21 protein-coding genes, 1 pseudogene and 2 riboswitches are annotated in these 21758 nt (G+C 69.4%); of the genes and pseudogenes, 10 read left to right on the forward strand and 12 right to left on the reverse strand.

Features of this window, described 5'->3' with window-relative positions; genetic code table 11:
- Positions 1–20: 20 nt before the first annotated feature.
- Both recQ and ACO1BR_RS15695 read right to left on the reverse strand, forming a co-directional pair.
- Positions 21–1988 (reverse strand): DNA helicase RecQ, encoded by a 1968-nt coding sequence (gene recQ / locus ACO1BR_RS15690; protein ID WP_426795701.1) that lies wholly within the window; start codon positions 1986–1988, stop codon positions 21–23.
- 284 nt (positions 1989–2272) lie between these two features.
- Entirely contained in the window at positions 2273–2431 is a 159-nt protein-coding gene (locus tag ACO1BR_RS15695; protein WP_426795660.1) for a hypothetical protein, read from the reverse strand.
- 578 nt (positions 2432–3009) lie between these two features.
- On the opposite strand from ACO1BR_RS15695, the gene ACO1BR_RS15700 reads away from it, so the two are divergent.
- The 7 genes from ACO1BR_RS15700 to ACO1BR_RS15730 all read left to right on the forward strand — a co-directional run bounded on the left by ACO1BR_RS15700 (position 3010) and on the right by ACO1BR_RS15730 (position 9571).
- A complete protein-coding gene (locus tag ACO1BR_RS15700; protein ID WP_426795661.1) occupies positions 3010–4254 on the forward strand; it encodes a serine hydrolase domain-containing protein in 1245 nt (414 codons plus the stop codon).
- A gap of 677 nt (positions 4255–4931) precedes the next feature.
- Entirely contained in the window at positions 4932–5222 is a 291-nt protein-coding gene (locus ACO1BR_RS15705; RefSeq protein ID WP_426795662.1) for a hypothetical protein, read from the forward strand.
- A gap of 55 nt (positions 5223–5277) precedes the next feature.
- Positions 5278–5778: a hypothetical protein gene (locus ACO1BR_RS15710; protein ID WP_426795663.1), complete on the forward strand. Its 501-nt coding sequence runs from the start codon at positions 5278–5280 to the stop codon at positions 5776–5778.
- Between the two features lie 165 nt (positions 5779–5943).
- A riboswitch (M-box (ykoK) riboswitch) is annotated at positions 5944–6117 on the forward strand.
- 345 nt (positions 6118–6462) lie between these two features.
- Positions 6463–6903, forward strand: coding sequence for a winged helix-turn-helix domain-containing protein (locus ACO1BR_RS15715; protein ID WP_426795664.1), 441 nt, complete (start codon positions 6463–6465; stop codon positions 6901–6903).
- Positions 6904–6967: 64 nt separating this feature from the next.
- A complete protein-coding gene (locus tag ACO1BR_RS15720; protein ID WP_426795665.1) occupies positions 6968–7351 on the forward strand; it encodes a hypothetical protein in 384 nt (127 codons plus the stop codon).
- Positions 7335–7736, forward strand: coding sequence for an ArsR/SmtB family transcription factor (locus ACO1BR_RS15725; protein ID WP_426795666.1), 402 nt, complete (start codon positions 7335–7337; stop codon positions 7734–7736). Before ACO1BR_RS15720 ends, ACO1BR_RS15725 begins: the two co-directional genes overlap by 17 nt.
- A gap of 206 nt (positions 7737–7942) precedes the next feature.
- Entirely contained in the window at positions 7943–9571 is a 1629-nt protein-coding gene (locus ACO1BR_RS15730; RefSeq protein WP_426795667.1) for an ISL3 family transposase, read from the forward strand.
- Between the two features lie 323 nt (positions 9572–9894).
- Here ACO1BR_RS15730 and ACO1BR_RS15735 read toward each other — a convergent pair whose 3' ends face one another.
- Positions 9895–10455, reverse strand: a complete 561-nt coding sequence (locus ACO1BR_RS15735) for a TetR/AcrR family transcriptional regulator (RefSeq protein ID WP_426795668.1) — start codon at positions 10453–10455, stop codon at positions 9895–9897.
- A 95-nt stretch (positions 10456–10550) separates the two neighbouring features.
- Between ACO1BR_RS15735 and ACO1BR_RS15740 the strand changes: the two genes are divergently transcribed.
- Positions 10551–11153: a DUF2867 domain-containing protein gene (locus ACO1BR_RS15740; RefSeq protein WP_426795669.1), complete on the forward strand. Its 603-nt coding sequence runs from the start codon at positions 10551–10553 to the stop codon at positions 11151–11153.
- A 48-nt stretch (positions 11154–11201) separates the two neighbouring features.
- On the opposite strand, the gene ACO1BR_RS15745 is transcribed toward ACO1BR_RS15740, so the two are convergent.
- Together ACO1BR_RS15745 and ACO1BR_RS15750 are read right to left on the reverse strand one after the other, a co-directional pair.
- Positions 11202–12082, reverse strand: a protein-coding gene (locus ACO1BR_RS15745; protein ID WP_426795702.1) for an IS5 family transposase whose coding sequence is annotated in 2 segments (ribosomal slippage) — positions 11202–11722 and positions 11722–12082 — 882 coding nt in all. Because the reading frame shifts where the segments join, the coding sequence is not laid out codon by codon here.
- A 54-nt stretch (positions 12083–12136) separates the two neighbouring features.
- Positions 12137–12739: a TetR/AcrR family transcriptional regulator gene (locus ACO1BR_RS15750; RefSeq protein ID WP_426795670.1), complete on the reverse strand. Its 603-nt coding sequence runs from the start codon at positions 12737–12739 to the stop codon at positions 12137–12139.
- A 73-nt stretch (positions 12740–12812) separates the two neighbouring features.
- Between ACO1BR_RS15750 and ACO1BR_RS15755 the strand changes: the two genes are divergently transcribed.
- On the forward strand, positions 12813–13640 hold the full coding sequence (locus ACO1BR_RS15755; RefSeq protein WP_426795671.1) for a class I SAM-dependent methyltransferase: 828 nt from the start codon (positions 12813–12815) through the stop codon (positions 13638–13640).
- A 186-nt stretch (positions 13641–13826) separates the two neighbouring features.
- Here ACO1BR_RS15755 and ACO1BR_RS15760 read toward each other — a convergent pair whose 3' ends face one another.
- The 3 genes from ACO1BR_RS15760 to ACO1BR_RS15770 all read right to left on the reverse strand — a co-directional run bounded on the left by ACO1BR_RS15760 (position 13827) and on the right by ACO1BR_RS15770 (position 17643).
- The gene (locus tag ACO1BR_RS15760; protein WP_426795672.1) at positions 13827–15470 is read right to left on the reverse strand and encodes an NRAMP family divalent metal transporter; all 1644 of its coding nucleotides are present in this window, start codon (positions 15468–15470) and stop codon (positions 13827–13829) included.
- A 296-nt stretch (positions 15471–15766) separates the two neighbouring features.
- A riboswitch (M-box (ykoK) riboswitch) is annotated at positions 15767–15940 on the reverse strand.
- A gap of 132 nt (positions 15941–16072) precedes the next feature.
- Positions 16073–16849: a hypothetical protein gene (locus ACO1BR_RS15765; protein ID WP_426795673.1), complete on the reverse strand. Its 777-nt coding sequence runs from the start codon at positions 16847–16849 to the stop codon at positions 16073–16075.
- Between the two features lie 437 nt (positions 16850–17286).
- Positions 17287–17643 (reverse strand): metalloregulator ArsR/SmtB family transcription factor, encoded by a 357-nt coding sequence (locus ACO1BR_RS15770; protein WP_426795674.1) that lies wholly within the window; start codon positions 17641–17643, stop codon positions 17287–17289.
- A gap of 62 nt (positions 17644–17705) precedes the next feature.
- On the opposite strand from ACO1BR_RS15770, the gene ACO1BR_RS15775 reads away from it, so the two are divergent.
- Positions 17706–18836 (forward strand): cation diffusion facilitator family transporter, encoded by a 1131-nt coding sequence (locus ACO1BR_RS15775; protein WP_426795675.1) that lies wholly within the window; start codon positions 17706–17708, stop codon positions 18834–18836.
- Between the two features lie 156 nt (positions 18837–18992).
- Here ACO1BR_RS15775 and ACO1BR_RS15780 read toward each other — a convergent pair whose 3' ends face one another.
- From ACO1BR_RS15780 to ACO1BR_RS15795, 4 genes and pseudogenes are all read right to left on the reverse strand, one after another.
- Positions 18993–19793, reverse strand: a complete 801-nt coding sequence (locus ACO1BR_RS15780) for an MgtC/SapB family protein (RefSeq protein WP_426795703.1) — start codon at positions 19791–19793, stop codon at positions 18993–18995.
- A 61-nt stretch (positions 19794–19854) separates the two neighbouring features.
- Positions 19855–20184, reverse strand: a pseudogene (locus tag ACO1BR_RS15785) (TetR-like C-terminal domain-containing protein); the annotation flags it as partial.
- A gap of 90 nt (positions 20185–20274) precedes the next feature.
- Entirely contained in the window at positions 20275–21009 is a 735-nt protein-coding gene (locus tag ACO1BR_RS15790) for a hypothetical protein (protein WP_426795676.1), read from the reverse strand.
- Between the two features lie 23 nt (positions 21010–21032).
- Entirely contained in the window at positions 21033–21722 is a 690-nt protein-coding gene (locus ACO1BR_RS15795) for a pentapeptide repeat-containing protein (protein ID WP_426795677.1), read from the reverse strand.
- Positions 21723–21758: the final 36 nt, after the last annotated feature.

Consider the following 21758-nt stretch of genomic DNA (forward strand, 5'->3'; position numbering starts at 1 on the left):
CCGAACCCCCCTGCCCTTCCTCACCAGTCGATGTCGTCCGGCGGCTCGGGCACCACGTCCTCGTCCGCGGCCGGCGCCTCCGCCGGCGCCTCCGCGGGGTCTTGCTCGGCGGCTGCTTCTCCCGCGTCCCGCCCCGCCAGCACGTCCAGGATCTGCTGCCCGTACTTCGCGAGCTTGCTCTCGCCGACGCCGCTCACCGTGCCCAGCTCGGCCGTCGTGGCCGGATGGACCGTGGCGATCTCCCGCAGCGTGGCGTCATGGAAGATCACATACGCCGGTACGCCCTGCTCCTTGGCCGTACGGCCCCGCCAGCCGCGCAGCGCCTCGAAGACCGGCAGCGCCGCCTCCGGCAGATCTACCGGCGCCCGCTTGGCCTTGGCCTTCGCCGCCCGTGCGGCCTTCCCCGGCTTCTCCGGCTCCCGCCGCATCGGGACCTCGCGCTGCCCGCGCAGCACCTCGCCGCTCGCCTCGGTGAGCACCAGCGTGCCGTAGTCCCCCTCGACGGCCAGCAGGCCCTGCGCCAGCAACTGCCGCACCACGCCCCGCCATTCGGCCTCCCGCAGATCCTCGCCGATCCCGAAGACGCTCAGCCCGTCATGGTCGAACTGGATCACCTTGGCGGTCTTGCGCCCCATCAGGATGTCGATGATCTGCCCCGCGCCGAACTTCTGCCCCCGCTCGCGCTGCAGCCGCACCACCGTCGAGAGCAGCTTCTGCGCGGGCACCGTCCCGTCCCAGGTCTGCGGCGGAGCCAGGCAGGTGTCGCAGTTGCCGCACGGTCCGCTCTCCTGGCCGAAATACGCCAGCAGCCGCACCCGTCGGCACGCCACCGTCTCGCACATCGCCAGCATCGCGTCCAGATGGGCGGACAGCCGGCGCCGGTGCGCGTCGTCCCCCTCCGACCCGTCGATCATCTTCCGCTGCTGGACCACGTCCTGGAGCCCGTAAGCCAGCCAGGCCGTCGACGGCTGACCGTCCCGCCCCGCGCGCCCGGTCTCCTGGTAGTACCCCTCCACCGACTTCGGCAGGTCCAGATGCGCCACGAACCGCACATCGGGCTTGTCGATCCCCATCCCGAACGCGACGGTGGCGACCACGACCAGCCCGTCCTCCCGCAGGAACCGCGCCTGGTTCTCCGCACGCGTACGGGCGTCGAGCCCGGCGTGATACGGCACCGCGGCGACCCCGTTGTCCACCAGGAACTGCGCGGTCTTCTCCACCGAGGCCCGCGAGAGGCAGTAGACGATGCCGGCGTCCCCGGGGTGCTCCCCGCGCACCAGCTCCAGCAGCTGCTTCTTCGGCTCGCTCTTGGCCGCGATCCGGTACTGGATGTTCGGCCGGTCGAAGCTGGCCACGAAGTGCCGCGCGTCCGCCATCCGCAGCCGTGAGGTGATCTCGCCGTGGGTGGCCTCGGTGGCCGTCGCGGTCAGCGCGATCCGCGGCACGTCCGGCCAGCGGTCGTGCAGCATCGACAGCGCCAGATAGTCCGGCCGGAAGTCGTGGCCCCACTGCGCGACACAGTGCGCCTCGTCGATCGCGAAGAGCGAGATCTTCCCGCGGTCCAGCAGCTGCACGGTCTGCTCGACCCGCAGCCGCTCCGGCGCCAGATACAGCAGATCCAGCTCACCGGCCAGGAACTCGGCCTCCACCAGCCGCCGCTCCTCCAGATCCTGCGTCGAGTTGAGGAACCCGGCCCGCACCCCGAGCGCCCGCAGCGCATCGACCTGGTCCTGCATCAACGCGATCAATGGCGAGATCACGACCCCGACGCCCGGCCGCACCAGCGACGGGATCTGGTAGCACAGCGACTTCCCGCCCCCGGTGGGCATCAGCACCACCGCGTCGCCGCCCCCTACGACGTGCTCGATGATCTCCTGCTGACTCCCGCGGAAGGCGTCGTACCCGAACACCCGGCGCAGCACCTGCACCGCCTCGCCGGCCACCCCGCCCGTCCCCTGGACACCGTCCACATCCACATCCACGTCCACGCTCACGACCACTCCCGCATCCGCCGAACCCACCCCGAAAGCCTACGAGCCCCGCCACCCCCGCCGCCCACCCTGTGGATAACTCCACCCGTCCCGCCGGACCGACCGCGGCCGCCCGGACACCACCAGGCATCGCCGAGCAGCAGCAGACAACAACAGACAAGGGCAGACGACACCAGGCAACAGCAGACAACGGCAGACGAGACCAGGGGCCACCCGGGATCACTCCCGGGTGGCCCCTGCCGGTGGCGCGCCTCCCGCGTCTCACGCCGCGTCTCACGGGGTCACGCCGATGCCGACCGCGTGTGCACGGCTTCCGCCCACACGGCCAGCAGCTGCTCGTACTCGGCCTGCTCCTCGGGCGACAGCGCACCGCCGGGGCGGGCGGCCATGAATGCGCGTATCCGCTCGTTCGCCTCGTCGGGAGCGATAGAGGGGTTCATGGGGTGAATGGTATAGATCGCCTCGCGCGGGCGTGGCCGGATTTCGCCAGTTGGGTCATCTGCCGTGTGCCGCCCGCCCGGCTACACCGCCCCGACCGACCGTCCCGCGATCCGGACCCGCCCTCCGCTCTCCGTGGCCCGGCTCCCGGCCCGGGGTGCCCGGCCCCACCCGGCGACGAGACGAGCGGCTCGCCAGGGCGGTCCGCCGTCCGCGGCTCCGTACGCCCGCGCCACCCCGGACGACGCCGTGGCCAACGCCTCCGACCCGCCCCTGCGCTTCCCGGACCGCGCTCGCCCCGCATCCGCCCGAAGAGCCCCCCGGACGTGCCGCCCGCGTTCTCCCCGCCGTCCGCTCGCCCCGGCGGGTGTGCCACATCTGCGGTGACTGTGCGGTGACTGTGCGGCGATTGTGCGGCGTCCGCGGATCCTCGGCATTCCGCCTCGGATTCGGCCATAGGGGTTCGCTCAGGGTTTTCTCAGGGACGTTCCCTGATGGGCCGGGCTGCCGGCGCGGAAGAGACTCGTGCTCGGGCCGGTCGATCGCCGGTCCCGTCGCCACCACCATGGAGAGCCCTATCGTGAACAGCCCTGCCCGCCGCGCCCGTTGGACGACCCTGGCCGCCTCCGGCACCCTGCTGACGGCCCTGGTCACGGGTGCGGCCGCGCCCGCCCTCGCCGCCGGCCTGCGCCCGGCCCCCGCCGCCACCGCAACGCTGCCCAAGCTGGACCCGGCCGCGCTGAAGGCGGCCATCAGCGGCCTGCCGAACGCGGACGTCACCGGCGCGCTGGTACGGATCACCGGTAGCGCGGGCCACTGGTCGGGCACCTCGGGCGTGGGCGACCTGGAGACCGGTCAGGGCGTCCCACCCCAGGCGCACATCCGGATCGGCAGCATCTCCAAGGTCTTCACCGCCACCATCGTCCTCCAACTCGCCGCCGAGCACCGGATAAAGCTGGACGAGCCCGTCCAGCACTACCTCCCGGGCGTCCTGCCCGCGGGCCTCCCGCCTGTCACGGTCGGCCAGTTGCTCAACCACACCAGCGGTCTGCCGCGCGGCGCCGCCGGCCCGGAATTCGGCGACGGCAGCCCGGAGTGGTTCGCCGCCAACCGCCTGAAGAGCTTCACCCCGCAGCAGGTGATCGACCTGATGGCAGGTCAGCCGATGCAGTTCGCGCCGGGCACCGCGCAGCAGTACAACGGCATGAACTACTACGTCGCCGGCGTGCTGATCGAGAAGATCACCGGCCACACCTTCGCCCATGAGGTGCGGTCCCGGATCACCGGGCTCCTCGGTCTGCACGACACCTACGTCCCCGACGCCGACGACCCGCGCCTGCCGGGCCCGCACTCGCACGGCTACCTGACGGTCACGTCCGCCGACGGCACCACGCACCCGGTGGACGTCACCGAGCAGAGCCCCTGGCCCTGGGCCGAGGGCGGCATGATCTCCACCCCCGCCGACCTGGACCGCTTCCTGACCGCCCTCCTCCGCGGCCGATTCCTCCCACGGGCCCAGCAGGCCGAGCTGTTCGCGGTCCCCGACGTCCCCAGCTTCCACAGCAGCCAGTGCCGCACCGAGGCCGACGCCGGCCGGGCCTGCATGACCATGGGCCTGATGCGGGTCAAGGCGACCAACGGCGTCGTGGTCTGGGGCAAGACCGGCTCCCGCCCGGGCTACACCAGCGGTGTGTTCGCTACCCGCGACCTCTCCCGCAAGATCGTCTACTCGGTCAACCCCACCAACCTCAACGGCGGCGAGGCGCGTTACATACAGCGGATAGCCGCCGCCTCCTTCGGCACCATCGTCCCGACCAAGAACTGACCCCCCAAGAGCCGGCCCGACACCAGGCGGCCTTACCGGTACCGCCACCGGTAAGGACACTTGCTCTCGCTCTCGTCCGCGAACGCGGCGCGCCGGGGTCGGCCGACCGCCCGCACCGCGCCGCGGGATGAGCAGCAGGTTGTTGGCGTGTTCCTTGGCGACCGCGCCCGTTGACGTCAGACCTGGATGTCAAAGGCCACCCAGGAACGTTCCTAGGTGGCCTCTTTGCTGGTGCCCCCGGGCAGATTCGAACTGCCGACACCCGCTTTAGGAGTGGGGTCGAATACCTGATCGGTGGTGCTGGCGCCTGCCGGGTGGTGCTGTTCTTGCAGGTCAGCGCCGCCCGGCCTGACGCTGGTTCCAGCTTTCGGCGCCTCATGTTCCGCCGTCCGCTCACGCATTGCTCACGCACGGAAAGCCTTCGACACGGCGGGATTTGAACCCATGACCTCTTCGTCCCGAATGAGGTTCGGTCAGGAGCGGCACCTGCCTGTTTGATGTTTCCGCAGGTCAGGTCGTTGGGCTCGGCGGGTCTCGCGTGGTCCTGGGTGGGCTTGGGGTGCGGGTCGGCTGCCAAACGGCTCCCAGCGGCACCCGACCCGACATTGTCCGCCGCTTGAGGGCTCCGGTGGCGGCGGACGCTGCGCGGGTGTGGCGCGAGACGAAGGGATATCGCCGTGGCCGAGCTCTATGGAGCGGACAACGCCGCCTGGCTGAAGCCTGAACCCGGCCGGAGCGACGGTGTGCGTTTCGTCGTGCGTCGGGCGCTGCTGTTTTCGGCGGGAGTCGGGGCCTGGTTCGGCAGCGAAGCCACGCAGACGGCACCGATGCCCGCTGCTGTCACATCCTGGCCCCTCGGTCGGGCTCTGGGCATACTCGGCGTCGCCGGTGTGCTGGGGCGGGACACCGAGTTGGCGCTGAAGGGTGTCGTTAGACCTCTTGCCCTTGCGGCCCGCTTCGGCCGCTGATCTCATGGCCGCCGAACATCGACCGGGGCAGTGCCCCTTTATAGGAAGCCAGGACATGACGATCTACGAGCACCTGCCTCACCCGCACATTGCCTCGCGGCATGCTCAGGGGCCGGTGAAAGTCACTGATCAGCTCTCGAAGGGCAATGCGGTGACCCGGTTCAACACCAGGGTTGCGATTGTGATCACGCGGGCGGTCGGCAGCATGTGGTGTGCCTACGCGTTTGCGCTGTTCGACCTGATCAGTCTCCCGGATGCGATCAAGGGCGGGGCGTCGGCCATCGTGTCCTGGGTGGCGCAGACGTTCCTGCAGCTGGTGCTGTTGTCCGTCATCATGGTCGGCCAGAACGTGCAGGCCGCCGCGTCGGACAGGCGTTCCGCGGCGACCTTCCACGACGCGAGCGCTGCCCTGCACGAGGTGGCACAGGTGCAGGCGCATCTCGCCGCACAGGACGCTCTGCTGACCCGGATCGCCGAGAAGATCGGTCTGGAACCGATACCGGTCGAGGAGACGTCCTCGGGTAGCGAGACGGCGGAACCCACCTCGGCCGGCTGATCACGCGCCGCTCCGGCCCCCCGCTGTTTCCCTGGCTGTTCGCCAAAACCCCAACGACCGTGGCAGTGTCTCTTCGGCATGTGCCACGGCGAGGCGGGCTGTCAAGGCTTCGTCAGTTGGTTGCGTTGATGTGCAAGTGTCAGGCACACTTGTGGAGGTTTGAAGAAGGCACCTCGTTCGGTGAGGCGTCTGTACGGACATAGGCCACTGACCCCACGACGTCGAGAGACGCCCAGGGTCAGGACAGGTCTCCCCGACTTAAGGGGTGATCCCAAGTGGCTTCCCCGGTACGGGGATTACGCCGTGCAGTGCCAAAGCTCTGACGAGTTGGGGTGAGCCTGTCCCCGGGGCGGGTCCGCTCCTTGCCGAGTCGTATGGCGCCATCGCGCGCCCCGGCCGGGAGGAGGCGAGAGTCATGGATTGCAGTTGCAGTAGTCCGGGCCACAGTAGGCCCCTGATCCGTATGTCTTTCTCGACCTCCGGTACGCGGTAACCACCTCTCCCGACGCGTTCGCGACCCCTCTTTGCCAGACACCCGTGCGGCTTCCGCCGACCCGGGCGGCCGGGCTGCGCGCTCGCAGGGCGGGCGGCTTCCGTGCGCCGTCAACACCTCTCCCAGACAAGGCATATGGCGGGTTTCGCCATGCCCTTCGCCGCCAGTACCCCGATCCGAGGGAAGCAGCCATGAACCTCCGCCACCGATCGGTCCGCCGCACCCTACTGGGCCGGCCTGCCAGCGTGCGCTGGCTCCACGCCGTTCCGCATCCACTGTCGTCCCCGCATGAGGCAGCGGATCTGCCCCGGGCGCCGGTCCACCGCGTCCGCGGCCTTGTCGTCGACTGCGACTCCCGCCGGGTATCCGTTGCCGGACGCCAACTGAATCTCACATGCATGGAGTTCGAGCTGCTCGCCCATCTGGTCGCCAACCAGCGCCGGGTCCACACCCGCGAGCAGCTGATGGCACTGGTGTGGCAGCAGACCCCCATGGGGGACATGCGCACGGTCGACGTACACATCGCCCGCCTGCGCCAAAAGCTCGGCCCCGGACACCGTGCACTGATCCGCACCGTACGGCAGATCGGCTACGCCTTCGAGCCATCGGCCACGACCAAGCCCCGCCCCTGATGAAGGGACGATCGACGACCGGCTCGTTGGTCTTCCTGACGCCGAGCTTCCAAGGGATACCGTCATGAAATTCCTGCCCCGTTCCCGCCGCAAGCAGACCAGGCACCCCGACACCGAGACGACGGCGTCCCGGTCCCGCGAACTGGTCACCTTCCACGTCCACTGCGACCGGGGAGCGGAGACCAAGGTGCGTGCGCTGTGCGTGCTGGCCCTCAGCCGACCCGGCGCCCGCATTGAGGCCATGCACACCGGTCCGTACGACGCGTTCACCACCAACGTGCAAATGATGGTCACCCTGGACGGCCCGGAGACCGGCCTGCTGGACCGGCTGGTCGACATGCTCGCCGGCGTGCCGTCCGTCCGCGACCTGCACTGGCACCGGCACGACGAACCCCGCGCCCTCGCCTACGCCGCGGAAGGGGGACTGCCCGGTGCATGCGCTCACTGAGCCCGACGTCGTCCTCTTCCCGCCGTGCACGACAACCGTGCCGTTCAAGGACGCTGAAATCGCCGCCGTCACAGGGATGTTGAAGGCAGTGGCCGGCCCCATCCGGCTGCGGCTGCTGCAGGCTCTGGCTGACGACCGGGAGCTCTCGGTCGGGGAGCTGACGCAGCACGTCGGCGCCCCTTACGCGGCCGTCACCCAGCACCTCGCGCGCCTGCGGGCCGCGGGCCTGGTCACGGTACGCCGCAGCGGCCACCGCCTGCTCTACCGCACCGCCAACCCCCACCTCCCGGCCCTGCTCACCGCCGCCCGGCACCTGGCGGCCCACCCGGCGCCGACACGGCCGGACAGCCTGAGTGAGCACAAGGCGGAACAACAGCACACGTAAACACAGCAGCGAGGCGGTCGGCGACGCGGGCAGGGGCGCCCGCGTCGCCCACCGCCTCGCTGGATCGTCCCCGGTTCCGATACAGGATGTGTAGCCGGGCGCACCGGGGTGTGGTCAGTGGGCTTGGTGATAGGGCTCCTTGAAGTTGGTTCAGGCAAGATTTTCGTGACGAGTGACGGAGTGTCATTTTTCTGGCATCGTCATGTATGTGTGACGAGCTTCTGGGCATCGTGTTCCCGCACCTGAAGTCGGTGCGGGTGGAGCGGGTGTTCGTGGAGGGTGGCACGGTGCATGTCACCGCGTGTACTCCGGAAGGCCGAGCGGTGGACTGCCCGGGCTGCGGGACTTCCGCACGCCGTGTGCACAGCCGATACCAACGGCATCTCGCCGATACCGCCATCGCCGGGCGGCCGGTGGTCATCGACCTGACGGTGCGCCGCCTGTTCTGCGACCAACGCGCCTGCTCGCGCCGCACGTTCGTCGAGCAGGTCGACGGTCTGACCATCCGCTACCAGCGCCGTACCCCGTCGCTGCACCGCCTGTTGCTGGCGCTCGCGTTGGCCCTGGCTGGCCGGGCCGGGGCCCGGATCGCGGCAGTCCTCGCGGTGGCGGTCAGCCGGGTCACGTTGATCAGCCTGCTGATGGCTCTGCCCGATCCGCCGGCCACCAGAGCCCCGTCCAGTCCGAGGGTGCTGGGCGTGGACGACTTCGCGTTCCGCAAGGGCCGTACCTACGGCACCATCCTCGTCGATGTCGATACATCCGCAGTGATCGACCTTCTGCCCGATCGCTCGTCCGAGACCCTCACGGCGTGGCTGGCCGACCACCCCGGCGCCGAGATCATTTGCCGTGACCGCGACAGCAGTTACAGCCGAGCCGCCACCGCCGCCTGCCCGGACGCCACGCAAGTTGCGGACCGCTTTCACCTGCTCCAGGGCCTGTCCCGAGCCGTCGAGAAGGTCTGCCAGCAGCACCGCAGCTGCCTGAAGAAGCATGCCGAGCGCGGCCAGGACCGGCCCGTCCAGATGCCGTTGCTCGATGCCCTGCCGCCGACCCTGATCGTCCAGCGGGTCCTGAACCGGCACGTGGAGATCAACCGCATGGTCGCGACCGGCTACCCGGTCAGTGAGATCGCCCGGCACCTCAGCCTGGACCGCAAGACCGTGCGCCACTACCGCGACACCGACCTCGACACGCTGCTCGCCTCGGCCCGCGACCGCCGCAGCGTTCCGCTCGACCGTTTCAAGCCCTTCCTCCAGGCCGAGTTCGCCCGCGGAAACACCAGCGGCACGGCCCTGTTCGAGCAGCTGCGTGAGCAGGGCCACCAGGGCGGGTACTCCACCGTCACCCGCTACCTCCGCACCGTCCGCGCCGGCACCGCACCCCCGGCCCCCGCCGAGTTACCCAGGCCGCGCCGGATCACCGGCTGGATCATGCAGACCCGCGAGAGCCTGTCACCTCGCGATGCCGCCGGACTGGACGAGGTACGGCTCGCCTGCCCGGACATCGCGGCAGCCTGCGACTTTGCCCGTACGTTCACCGACCTGCTGCGTCACCGCCGCGGCTTCCTCCTGCACGACTGGATACGTCAGGCCGAGCAGACCGCGCCCGCCCCGGTGAAGAGCTTCGCCGGATTCCTGCGTCAGGACTTCGACGCCGTGCTGGCTGGGCTGACCTCGGACTACAGTTCCGGCGTGGTCGAGGGACACGTCAACAGACTGAAAACGCTGAAGCGGCAGATGTTCAACCGGGCCGGACTCCCCTTGCTCCGCAAGCGGGTCCTCCTCGCGGCTTCGTTCACTTCAAGAAATGACGTCAGCGCCCTCGCCACATGATGGCGGGAGGCTGCAGCGAAGTTCCGCGCGCTGAGAGCGGGGATGGCTGCTCTTGGCCCTCGGCGGCTTGGGCCAGGAGGCCGGCCAGGCCCTGAAGGTGGGTGGCCGGACCGCGGTCGGTGTACGTGCCTTTGCCGACACTCAGGGGTCCCTAGGGCGTGTCCGACGGGTCATGCCGCGGTCGCGGGGGCTGGCATGCGCATCTTCGATTTCCAGTGATGCCCACCTCGTACGGCCTGCGCCGGACAGGCCCTAGCCGTGACCAGGCGCACGTTGGGCCACGTGAGAGTGACGCCACGTGCGGGTGACGATGGCGGGGGCGGCTACTCCAGCAGCCGTTGCCTGATCAGCTCCATCACTTCTGCGCGGCTGCGCCTGCCGTCGTCGGCGGCGTTGAAGTGGTTGCCGATGCGCACCGAGACGGCGAGCAGGCAGCGGACCTCGACCTCGTCCTCGTCGGGGCAGAAGGAGGAGAACAGGGAACGCAGGTAGTCCATACGGCGGTTGTCGACGCGGCGCAGGCGTTCGGCGACGGCCGCGTCGCGGCGGGCCCAGTCGCGGATCGCTATATCGGCGGTGGTGCCCCGCACCGGCCCATCGGTGGCGGCGGCGACGATGGCGAACAGCCGCTCCAGTCTGGCCCTGGCGTCTCCCCCGCCGCTCTCAACCTGCTCGATCACGCTCTCGGTGACCTCGTACTCCCAGGTGTCGAGCATTTCGGTGAGCAGCGCGCCCCGGTTGCGGAAGTACCCGTAGAAGCCACCCTTGCTGACGCCGAGTGCCTGCGCCAGTGCCTCGATCCGGACGGCTTCGGGGCCGCCTGCGACCAGTGCCCGCAAGCCTTCCTCGATCCACTTGCCGCGTGGCGTGCGGGTCGCGCCCATGGTGTGTGCCTCCTCACGTCGCCGCCGAGTATACGGGGGCGCATAGATGGTTCTACGCTCGATATATACGCCACCGTATAGATAGGGGCCTGCTCATGAGACTTCCCCGAACCGCCCACACCGACCGCCCCTGGCGGATCCACGAGATCGCCGACGACTTCACGGTCGAGGACGTGTGGGTACTGCCCACCCCTGGCGGACCCGACGACCTTGTGTGGCTGGTGCGCCAGATCGCCGAAGGAATCAGGAGCGGGGTGAACGGAGAAGGTCCCATCTCCCGCGTGCTCTTCGCCGTCCGCTGGAAGCTCGGAGCGCTGCTCGGCTGGGACAAGTCCGGTACCGGTATCAGCATCCGGCTGCCTTCCCTGCGCGACCGGTTGCCGGCGGACCTTCGCGAGGGCCCCCAGGGTCCCGACCTCGGCTTGTCCCCGTTCACCTCCCTCTATCAGAGGGGCGACGAATGGGCCGCCGAGATGGGCAACAAGACCGTGCACGCGGTGATGCACATCGGCTGGGTCCCGGACGGGTCCGGCGGCTACCGCGGCCAGATGGCCGTCCTGGTGAAGCCGAACGGGCTGTTCGGCACCCTCTACATGGCCGCCATCAAGCCCTTCCGGTACATCGGGGTGTACCCGGCGCTGATGCGCTCCATCGGCCGCGAGTGGCAGGCGAACGCCGCCGGGCGGAGCGTGCGCTGACCGGCTCCGTCTCCTCAGACAACGCGCGCCGCATCTCCCGCAGTTGGTTCACGAACGCAGCCAGAGCCGGATTCCTGCGACGGTGACGGCGCCATGGAAGATGTACGCCCTCTTGTCGAAGCGGGTGGCTACAGCACGGAAGCCCTTGAGTGCATTGATCGTTCGCTCAACTTCGTTCCTGCGCTTGTAGATCGTCTTGTCGAAGCCAGTGGGCCGCCCGCCGCGACTGCCGCGGCGCTTGCGGTTGGCCCGCTGATTACCGGGCTCAGGAATGGTGTGCTTGATCTGCCGTCTCCGCAGGTAGCGGCGGTTGCGGCGAGAGGAATACGCCTTGTCGCCGCCGAGATGGTCCGGCTGAGTGCGGGGACGCCCGCCGCCGAAGCGGCCAACGCGGATACGTTCCATGACGGGGATGAGCTGCGGGGCGTCGCCCCACTGGCCCGGAGTGATCAGCAGGGCCAAGGGGCGGCGCCCGCCTTCCCCAGCCAGATGGATCTTGCAGGTGAGGCCGCCCCGGGAGCGTCCGAGTCCCTCGTCAGGGCGGTGCTGCCGGGGCGTGCACCTTTTCCCGGCACCCGCGGGAGTCTCGTGCGAGCCCCGGCGGCGTGCTGGTGGGCCCGGCAGGTGGTGGAGTCCACGGACACCATGGACCAGTCGATGCGGCCTTCCGCGTCGGCGTCGGCCAGGACGGCTGCGAAGATCTTGTCCCACGTGCCGTCCGCAGACCAGCGTCTGTGCCGCTCGTACACGGTCTTCCACTTGCCGAAACGCGCAGGCAGATCCCGCCACGGCACCCCGGTGCGCTGCCGGAAGAGAATCCCGTTGATCACCCTGCGATGACTCTCCCAGCGCCCGCCCCGCTGCCCGGACTTCGGCAGATGCGGCTTCAGTCGCACCCATTCCTCGTTCGTGAGATCTCCCCGCCTCATGGACATGCCAACCACTCGAACCTGAGACAGGTCACATGATCCGCCGGACAGGACCTAGGCCGGTCGTCGTTGCACGGCACCGGCAATAACCGCTGTCACGAGCTTGTTGACGGCTGCCAAGGCCGGCGGGCCGGGGTCGCGGTCTGCGAACAGGAGATGCCCGCCACCGACCAGAGAGAGGGTGAGTGAGTCGATGTCGGCGTCGGCCGCGATGCGGCCCAGTTCACGCTCGTCGGCCAGATAAGCGGAGATCGCGGTCGCGGCCTGGGCGAGGATCGCGATGCCGCCTCCGGGCCTGGCCTGCCGCAGCCGTGCGCGCAGCTCATCCCGGAAGGTGATGAGCGGGATGATTGCCACCGGAATCGGTCCGAACAGGGTGGTCAGTGCGCTGGTGAGGTTGTCGGCCACTGTGCCGGTGCCGGCGGACTCGCGCAGCGCACTCGCCTGCGTCTCAAGCTGCGCGGCCCGGTCGAGCACGAGGTCGGTGAGGAAGGCGTCGAAGTCGCTGAAGTGCCGGTGCAGGACGCCTTTGGCGCAGCCCGCCTCGTCGGTAACGGCCCGACTGGTCAGCCCGTTCGGCCCGTCCCGCAGAAGCACGCGTTCCGCAGCGTCGAACAGCTGCTGCCGCGCGTCGTGAAGGTGCACCCCAGTCGGCATTCACAGATCCTCTCGTGCGTCACCACCGCCGGCAACCGTTGCCCAGTGGGCATGCGCCCACTAAGGTGGGCGCATGCCCATTTTACCGCGAGAGCAACCAGAATCATCCCCGGCGGAGCCGCATGAGGCCCGGCGGATGGCCGAGTCATTCGGCGTGGACGCGCAACGCTACGACCAGGCTCGGCCCGGCTACCCCGATACGTTGGTGACGCGGATCGTCACCGGAAGCCCCGGCCCTGAGGTGCTCGACGTCGGCTGCGGCACCGGCATCGCAGCCCGCCAGTTCCAGGCCGCCGGCTGCACCGTGCTCGGCATCGAGCCCGATGCGCGGATGGCCGACTTCGCGCGAGCCCGTGGCCTGCAGGTCGAGGTGGCGACCTTCGAAGCCTGGCAGTCGGCCGGCCGGACATTCGACGCGGTCATCGCCGCCCAGTCGTGGCACTGGGTGGAACCGGTCGCCGGCGTCGTGAAGGCGGCACGTGTGCTACGTCCAGGGGGACGGCTGGCGATCTTCGGGCACGTGTACGAGCCGCCAACCGAGGTGGCCGAACCGTTCGCCGCTGCCTACCGGCGGGCGGCGCCCGACTCCCCGTTCAACGGCCAACCGGCCCGACGTCCGCTCGACCTCTACCAGGCGGCATACGCGAAGTGCGCCGACAAAATCCGCGAGACCGAACAGTTCAACGCTCCCGAACAGTGGCGATTCGACTGGGAGCAGTCCTACACGCGCGACCAATGGCTGGACCTGCTACCCACCACCGGCGGCCTCACCCAACTCCGTCCCGATCAGCTGGCCGAGATACTGGACGCGGTTGGGGGCGCCATCGACTCTCTGGGTGGACGCTTCACGATGAACTACACCACCCTGGCAGCGACCGCCGTACGCGTCGGCACATCCTGAGTCCATCGGCCAAGTCGCCGCCGACCCACGAATCCGTGCGGCCGTTCGACGGTCTGCCGGGCGTCGGCGGAGTTTGGTCAGGTGCGGGAGAAGGCGCATGGTGCCCTCCCTTCTCCGTGAGGGGGTCGATGGGGTGGGGGTGGCGGCGGGCGGGGAGGTCCCGCCGCCACCCGGGGTGGAGAGTGGTCAGTTGCCGAGGGCGACCTGGACGATCTTGATGACGACCAGGACCATCGCGATGAGCAGGTAGGTGCGCAGGGCGCCCATGCCGATCTTGCGGCCGGTGGACATGACCGGCCGGGTCAGCGTCTCCAGCGGCAGCATCCGCCAGTTGTCGCGGCCGGTGCGGTCGATGGGGTCTTCCTTGGTGGCGGTGCGTCGGCGGGTGAAGGCGTAGCCGGCGGCCAGTACTCCGGCGACACCGCAGCCGGCCATGATGTCGAGGATCATGTTGGAGCTGATGTCAGGGAAGAGCACCGAGGCGGTCAGGATGATGGACAGCGAGACCAGGACGCCGACGACCGCGGCGGTGAAGGCGTTGGTCTTGGGGCCGTTGACCCAGGGGCCGAGGACCTGCTTGTCGTTGCAGAGCAGCAGCAGGAAGACGGAGGCGGAGGGCAGCAGGACCCCGGCGAGGGTCTGGACGCCCTGGGTGAGCAGGCCGAGCGGGGAGCCGGGGATCAGCACGATGGTTGCCGCGGCGGCGACCAGGCCGGCGTAGACGGCGTAGAAGCCCTTGGCGCCCTTGATCCCGCGGTGCAGGGAGTGCTTCATCCCGAACACGTCACCGATCGCGTACGCGGTGGACAGCGACACCGCGAACGCGCCGATGATCGAGGCGTCCAGCAGGGCGATGGCGAAGAGGACGCCGGCGACCTTGCCGGCCTTGGCCTCGATGCCGGTGATCAGGCCCGCCGTGTCGGTGAAGTTCCCGAAGCCCTTGGTGCCGGCGAACGCGGCGGCGACCAGGCCCATCATCGCGGCCCCGCCGATCACCACGATGGCGATACCGATCCACAGGTCGGCCTTCTCGTACTTCATGAAGCGCGGGGTGATGCGCTTGTCGATGACGTAGGACTGCTGGAAGAACAGCTGCCACGGGGCGACGGTGGTGCCCACGATGCCGATGATCAGCAGCATGACCGTGGCCAGCTCACCGGATCCGCCGGGGATGACCGGGACCACGAAGTCGTGTGCCATCTGCGAGGTCTTGGGGTGGAGCATGAAGTAGAGCGGGACCAGGAGCAGCGAGGCGGCGCACAGGGCGACGGCGATCCGCTCGAAGCGGCGGAAGGAGCCGGTGAACGCGGAGGCGATGATGATGGCGGCGGCCAGGATCACCGAGGCGGCCTTCGGCAGGCCCAGATAGTCGGCGGCCATCGTGATGCCGATGAACTCGGTGACCAGGGTCAGTGCGTTGAGCAGGAACAGGTCGATGACGGAGAACGCGCCCCAGAACTTCCCGAACCGCTCCAGGATGAGGCGGGCGTGGCCGACGCCGGTGACGGCGCCGAGGCGCAGCACCATCTCCTGGTTGACGTACAGGACGGGGATCAGCAGCAGCAGGGTCCACAGCAGCTGGGTGCTGTAGTTCTGCCCGGCCTGGCCGTAGGTGGCGAAGGCGCCGGCGTCGTTGTCGCCGACCATCACGATCAGGCCGGGCCCGACTATCGCCAGCAGCGTCTTGAACTTCGCGGACAGGCCCCGGCGCTCGCCGGTGTCGTCCTGCTTGATGGTGCCCAGCGCACCACGGATGTCGCCCACGTGCGCGTCGTCCAGCACAGCGGTGCGCTGCGCGGGAATCGATGGGGTGGTGGTGAGGTTGGTCATGGAAGCCTCCCGGGTCCCCCGGCGGGGGAGGTTGGGGTACGCAGCAGCGATCTCCCCTGCGAGCGCGCAGCGCAGCGTCCCGGGACGGCCGGTGGCCGTACGGGTGCCTAGGCAGGGTGGGGGAGCGCGCAGAGGAGGTGGTTACCGCGTACCGGAGGTCGGAGAAGACATACGGATGCGGGGCCTACTGTGGCCCGGACTACTGCAACTGCTATCCATGTCTCTCGCCTCCTTGCGGCCGTGGCGCACGCGGGCGCCGAGCGGACACGGCAAGGAGCGGACCAGTCCGTATGACTGGTTCACCCCAACTCGTCAGAGCTTTGGCACTGCACGGCGTAATCCCCTTGCGGGGGAAGCCACTTGGGATCACCCCTTAAGTCGGGGAGATCTGTCCTGAACCTGGGCGTCTCTCGACGTCGTCGGGTCAGTGGCCTATGTCCGTGCAGACGCCTCACCGAACGAGGTGCCTTCTTCAAACCTCCACGAGTCTGGCTCATACTTGCGCATCGCCGCAACTGCTTGACTCGTTCTTGACTTGCCGTTCCCCGGTACGACACCTTCCGCGGGGCTGTTCCGGCGCTCATGCCGAGCACCCTCCGGCTTCACCCGGGACGTCTGCCACCCGCTCCGTGCCGCTTCCTGTGGTGCACCGCCGCAGTGCTCGGGTCGACGGTTGTCCAGACTGTCCATGTGTCGATGGTGGCCAAGTCCAGATGGGCGTCGTGGGCGATGTCCTGGTGCCGCATGCCGGCGCGGTGCGCGGCGAGCACGGCCTGGCGCAGCGCGTCCGCGCGGGCCGCGAGCCCGGCGCGCAGCGTCTCGGCGCCGGCGGAGGTGAGGGCGGGAGCGTCTTCGGCGAGTCGGTGAGCGGCCTGGCGTACGGCGCGGCGTACGGGTGGCAGGCGAGGGTCATCCGCGGGAATACCGCCGTGTGGTGCCAAGGTCGGATGGGTGCGGTCTCGCCGGGGTGTCGCGTCGGTCAGGAGCCGGACGATGGCGGTGGGCAGGTGAAGGTGGCGGGCGATGACACGGGCCTCGTAGCCGAGGAGGGCAAGAGTCCAGGCGGCGTAGAGGCGGCGGAGGTCCGGTGCGTTCGGCCGGTTCAGAAGTGGACGGACGGCGTCCATGGGGAAGTTTTCCAGTGCGCGGCTGCTGAGCCAGCCCTCCGCGCTGGGCGGCTGCGGCGGCCGGGACCGGGCATCCGCACGGCGGAGCCGTATCAAGAGCAGGACGGTGATGGCGGTGCCGGCCAGGACGCCCAGGAGCACCGGCCGGACGCCGGAGGGGCCGAGGGTCAGCGCCAAGGTCTCCAGCAGGACCAGAACAGCGAAGGTAACGGTCACCGCTTCAGCGACGGGGCCGTGCAGCCGACGGTTCATACCGCACGCCTCCTGTCCGTGCCTGTGACCGCTCGGTTCGGGAACCGGACGTGTCGGCGGTCACGCGCGAAGGGAATTCCCCACAGCAAAAAGCCTATCGAACGCACGTCCCCCTTGCGTGAACAGGCAAGGGGCATAACGCCGGGCTGCGTCCTCCGCGCAAGTCAAAGCCGGCGCCGAAGAACCCCTGCGCAGGGACCGGTTCCAAGGAACCGCATCACTGAACGGAGGCGGCCATAAGTGAAGCCCCTCTCGCTCGGCGCTGCCCCTTCAGTAGTCGTTGACGCGTCGGCGACCTTGCGACGGCTGACTTCGTTCATGACGCCGTTCGGACAGCAGGCAGCGATCCACGGACGTGGAAACGTTCACGAGTCCTGGCGGCGTCGGGGTGTCGTGGGCCCGTGAATCATGGCTGCGGGCGCCGTTGCGACAGGAGCTCAGTCGTGGGGCGGCAGGTGGCCGATCTGGTGGTCCGCGACGTTCAGCGCCTCGTCGACCAAGCGGCGCAGGTGCCCGTGTCGCAGGGCGTACACCACGCGGCGCCCCTCCTTGCGGGTGGCTACCAGCCCGGCCAGTCGCAGCCGTGCCAGGTGCTGGCTGACCGAGGTCCGCGCCGCCGCGGTCGCCGCGGTCAGCGTCGTGACGTCGGCTTCACCTTCGCCGAGCCGTCGCAGCAGGGCCAGGCGGGTGCGGTCGGCGAGCAGGCCGAGCACGTCCACGGCCACCGCCAGGCGCTCGCCGTCGTCTGGCTGTTGCGAGGCGTGCGCACCTGATAGATGCATGCGTGCGTTCATGTGCACATAATGGTGTGACAGCAGTCCCGCCGTCCAGTCCGCCACCGGCGAAAGGCGTAAGCGTGAGCGAGCACCCCCACACCCACGAGTCGCCTGGTCACCACCACGGCCACGGTGTGCACGACCACCCGCACCCCGCCGCCGTCCGCCACGATCACGGTGACCACCGGCACGACCACGACCACGACCACGCGCACGGAGACGGCCGGTGGGCCAGTCTCCGACACCAGCTTGCGCACGTAGTCACGCCGCACAGCCACGAGGCGATGGACAAGGTCGACTCGGCCATGGAGACCTCCCGCGAGGGCATGCGCACCCTGTGGCTCTCCTTGGGCATCCTCGGGCTGACCACGGTCATCCAAGCGATGATCGTGGCGATATCCGGGTCGGTGGCACTGCTGGGCGACACCATCCACAACGCCGCCGACGCACTGACCGCCGTCCCGCTCGGCATCGCGTTCGTCGTGGGCCGCCGGGCGGCGAACCGCCGCTACACCTACGGCTACGGCCGAGCCGAGGACCTGGCCGGCATCGCCATCGTCCTGACCATCGCCGCATCCTCCGCACTCGCCGCCTACGAGGCCATAAACCGGCTGCTCCACCCGCAGGACGTCACCCATCTATGGGCGGTGGCCCTCGCCGCCCTGGCCGGCTTCATCGGCAACGAGTGGGTGGCCGGCTACCGCATCCGCACGGGCCGCAAGATCGGCTCCGCCGCGCTGGTCGCCGACGGCCTGCACGCCCGCACCGACGGCTTCACCTCCCTGGCCGTGCTCCTGGGAGCCGGCGGTGTCGCCCTCGGTTGGCGCTGGGCGGACCCTGCGGTCGGCCTCCTGATCACCGTCGCGATCCTCATGGTGCTCAAAGGCGCCGCCCGCGAGGTCTACCGTCGCCTGATGGACTCCGTCGACCCCAACCTCGTCGACACCGCCGAGACCACGCTCCGCGACATCAACGGCGTCCTGGGCACCGGGCAGGTCCGCATGCGGTGGATCGGCCATGCCCTGCGCGCCGAGGCCGACATCGTCGTCGATCCCCACCTGACCGTCGTCCAGGCCCATGAAGTCGCCGTCGCCGCCGAGCACGCCCTCATCCACGCCGTCCCACGCCTGACCGCCGCCACCGTCCACACCGACCACCCGCCGAACGGCACCGACCCACACGCCACCCTCAGCCACCACGCCGGCCACTGAAAGGGAGGTCACGGCGGTGGCGAAGTCGGCTGCGACGGCTGACGGGGCAGCCGCCACGTGACCGCCAGCCTCCTGGCCCGTGTGGTCGGAACCGAACGTGATGCCGCCGTTCACGACGAGCGACCTGCGGAAACGAGCCCCCTCGGCAATACCCGGCTACCGCCGTGGTGCTCTCCCGTGCCCCCACCCGGTGAAGAAGTCCCGGAACCGGCGGTGGGACGCCTCGTCCGCAGGGTAATCGCCCTCGTCCGGGTGGCCGATCACCGTCCAGCTCACTGCGGAGACCGCGGGCTCCAACGACAGTCGGCTGACGGCCGCTTCGAGAAGGGAGTCGTCACGACGCTCGGTGGTGAGTTCCGCGGCGACGGTGACCTTCCCTTCCTCCGCGTCGCGGCTGAACACCGAGCGCAGCCGGAAGCCAGGCTGGGCGACGGCCTGGACGATCAGGGCCCTGATGTGTGCCTCCTCCGCTTCGGTGCACACCGCCTCGAAGTAGTAGTCGGTGGCGACCTCGGCGCCGCCGCGCGGCTCCCGGTCCAGGCGCCGGCCCAGCGGCCGCAGCAGCAGGTTGGCGCCCACCACCGCGGCCGTGCCGAGCCCCGCCAGGACGTACAGCCCCGTACCGGCCAGAGCGCCGACAGCAGCCGAACACCACAGCGTGGCCGCGGTGTTGAGTCCGCGCACGCTCAGCCCGTCGCGGATGATGACACCGGCGCCGAGGAAGCCGATGCCGGAGACGATCTGGGCCGCGACGCGCGAGCCGTCGTATCCGATGGTGCTGGTGGCCTGCGTAAAGCCGTAGTTGGACAGCAGGACGAAGAGCGCGGACCCGGCGGCCACCAGCGCGTTCGTCCGCAGCCCGGCCATCCGGGCCCGCCACTGCCGCTCCAGGCCGATGGCGGCGCCGAAGCCGAGCCCGGCGGCGATGTTGTCCACCATCTGCCACTCGTTGACGATGGCCATGATCCGTTCCCCTTGTCCTTGATCCCTTTCCCGTGTCGGCTCCTGTATCGGCGACTCACAGCCGAGTGCTGAACCGGCGGATGCACCCCGGGCTCGTTTCCGCAGACCGCAGGGGTGTCCGTCCACGGCGTCGTGGTTGCGCAGGGGGGTGGCGTTGGCGTCGCGGGGAGGAGCACTGTGGGTCGACATCGGGGCGAATCTCGCCGGTATGTTGCGCCCGGCTGCTGAGGTCGACTGCGCAGGCGCGGCGCGGGGCGAGATCGCTTTCGTAGCGTGCGGCCAGGGCGGGGAAGTGGCCCTGTTCGACGGCGAGGAGCCGGACCAGACGCCGGGCCCGTGGATCGCGGGTGGGGCGTGCGGCGTCCTCAGCCACAGCCAGGAGTCGTTCTCGTAGGGGGCGTGCGGCGGGACAGGCGGGGGCTACCGCTCATGATTGGGTGCAATTGATCGGTCACGGCCCAGGTGCGCACTCGGTTCAGGTGTAGGTGGCGCGAGGCCAGTGCCCGAGCCAGAAGGCGGCCTTCGAGGGCAGGGGCTGGCCTTCGGTTGATCCGTCGTGGGGTATGAGCTCAGTGGGTGCGATGTAGCCCTGGCCAGGGGCCAGGTGGATGCGGATGCATCGCAGGGGGCGGCCTTCGGCGACGTAGCGTCGTACGTCGTCGGTATGGGGGTAATGGTGCTCGTCGTCTGGATGGATTGCCTGGCTGATGCCTTGTGCGTCGCGGTCCGCAAGCAGCAGGTAGCGGTGGCCGGGCCCGAGGTTGAGGCAGAGGCGGCGGCGGGACTGGTGTCTGGTCCCGCGCGGCAGGCGGTCCCAGTTGTCGATGTGCAGGCCGATGCGCCGTCGGTTCGACGGATTGACCGTGGTGGTGAGCGTCTCGGGTGGGCAGGTCAAATGGCCCAGGTACTGGCTGTCACTGCGGCCCGGAGAGTAGCCAGGGCGGACTGCTGCGGCTGATATGGCGGCGTCGCTGGCGGCTTGCGGCAGCGCGTCGGTAGGGAGGGTTACCAGCTCGACCAGGCTGCTGTCCGGTGTCGATGCGGTTGGCTTCAGGCGCTGCGCTAGGCCGGGAGTGAGTGGCCGCCAGTCGCCGGCAGGGACGACCGCCCCGTTTTCGTACGGCGCTTCTCGTGTGGCTATGCGCGTGCTGCCGACCTCGCAGCGTTCGTGGAGGTCCAGGTACTCCCAGAAGGCGATGTGCAGGTTCACGACGGCTCCTCCTCGGTCCTGTCTTACCGGCGGTCATCCAGGTCTTCGCCGTAGGTGACGCCGAGCTCGGCGGTGAGGGCTTCCGCGAGTTGGGTCTGCTGGGCCCGGTCGATGATGACCTTGCGTAGCTCTGCGACGCCTCGGATTGCGGAGAGGTCGTTGCCGCGCAGGTCGCAGTCCTGGTACTTGCCGCGTGCGAACTCGGTGAGCCGGAGGGGGCAGTCGGCGAAGACGGCGCGGCTCAGGTCGCAGTTGGTGAAGGTGGCTTCTGACAGCACGCACTGGGAGAAGACCAGGGGGCCGGCTGCCCGAATGTCGTTGAAGGTCGCGTAGTCGAGCTTGCAGTTGTCGAACAGGACGTTGTCCAGAACCAGGCCACTGAGGGCTGCACCCATGAGCTTGCAGTTGCGGAAGACCGCGCGGGACAGTTTGCCGTCGGCCCACTGCATCGGGCCGAAGTCGCTGCTGTCGAATTCGACGGAGGCGACGCGTACGTCGTGAAGGCGAGTCCGCTGGGCGCGCAGGCCCGAGATCCGGCCGGAGAGCAGCTGGGCGTTGGACAGGTCGAGTTCGCGCAGGTCTGCGTCGGCGTAGTGGAAGTCCTGGACGGTGCCCCTGCCGCCTTCGAGTGAGGTGACGTTGGACAGGTAGAGGCCCGGCTCATTGAGGCCAGGGAGCGTGACGGCGATGCGGCCGAAGGTGCGGGTTTCCATGGTTCTCCGTTCTGCTCGGGAGGGCGCTGGCCGGGG

Source organism: Streptomyces sp. YGL11-2 (assembly GCF_050054615.1).
Lineage (GTDB): Bacteria > Actinomycetota > Actinomycetes > Streptomycetales > Streptomycetaceae > Streptomyces.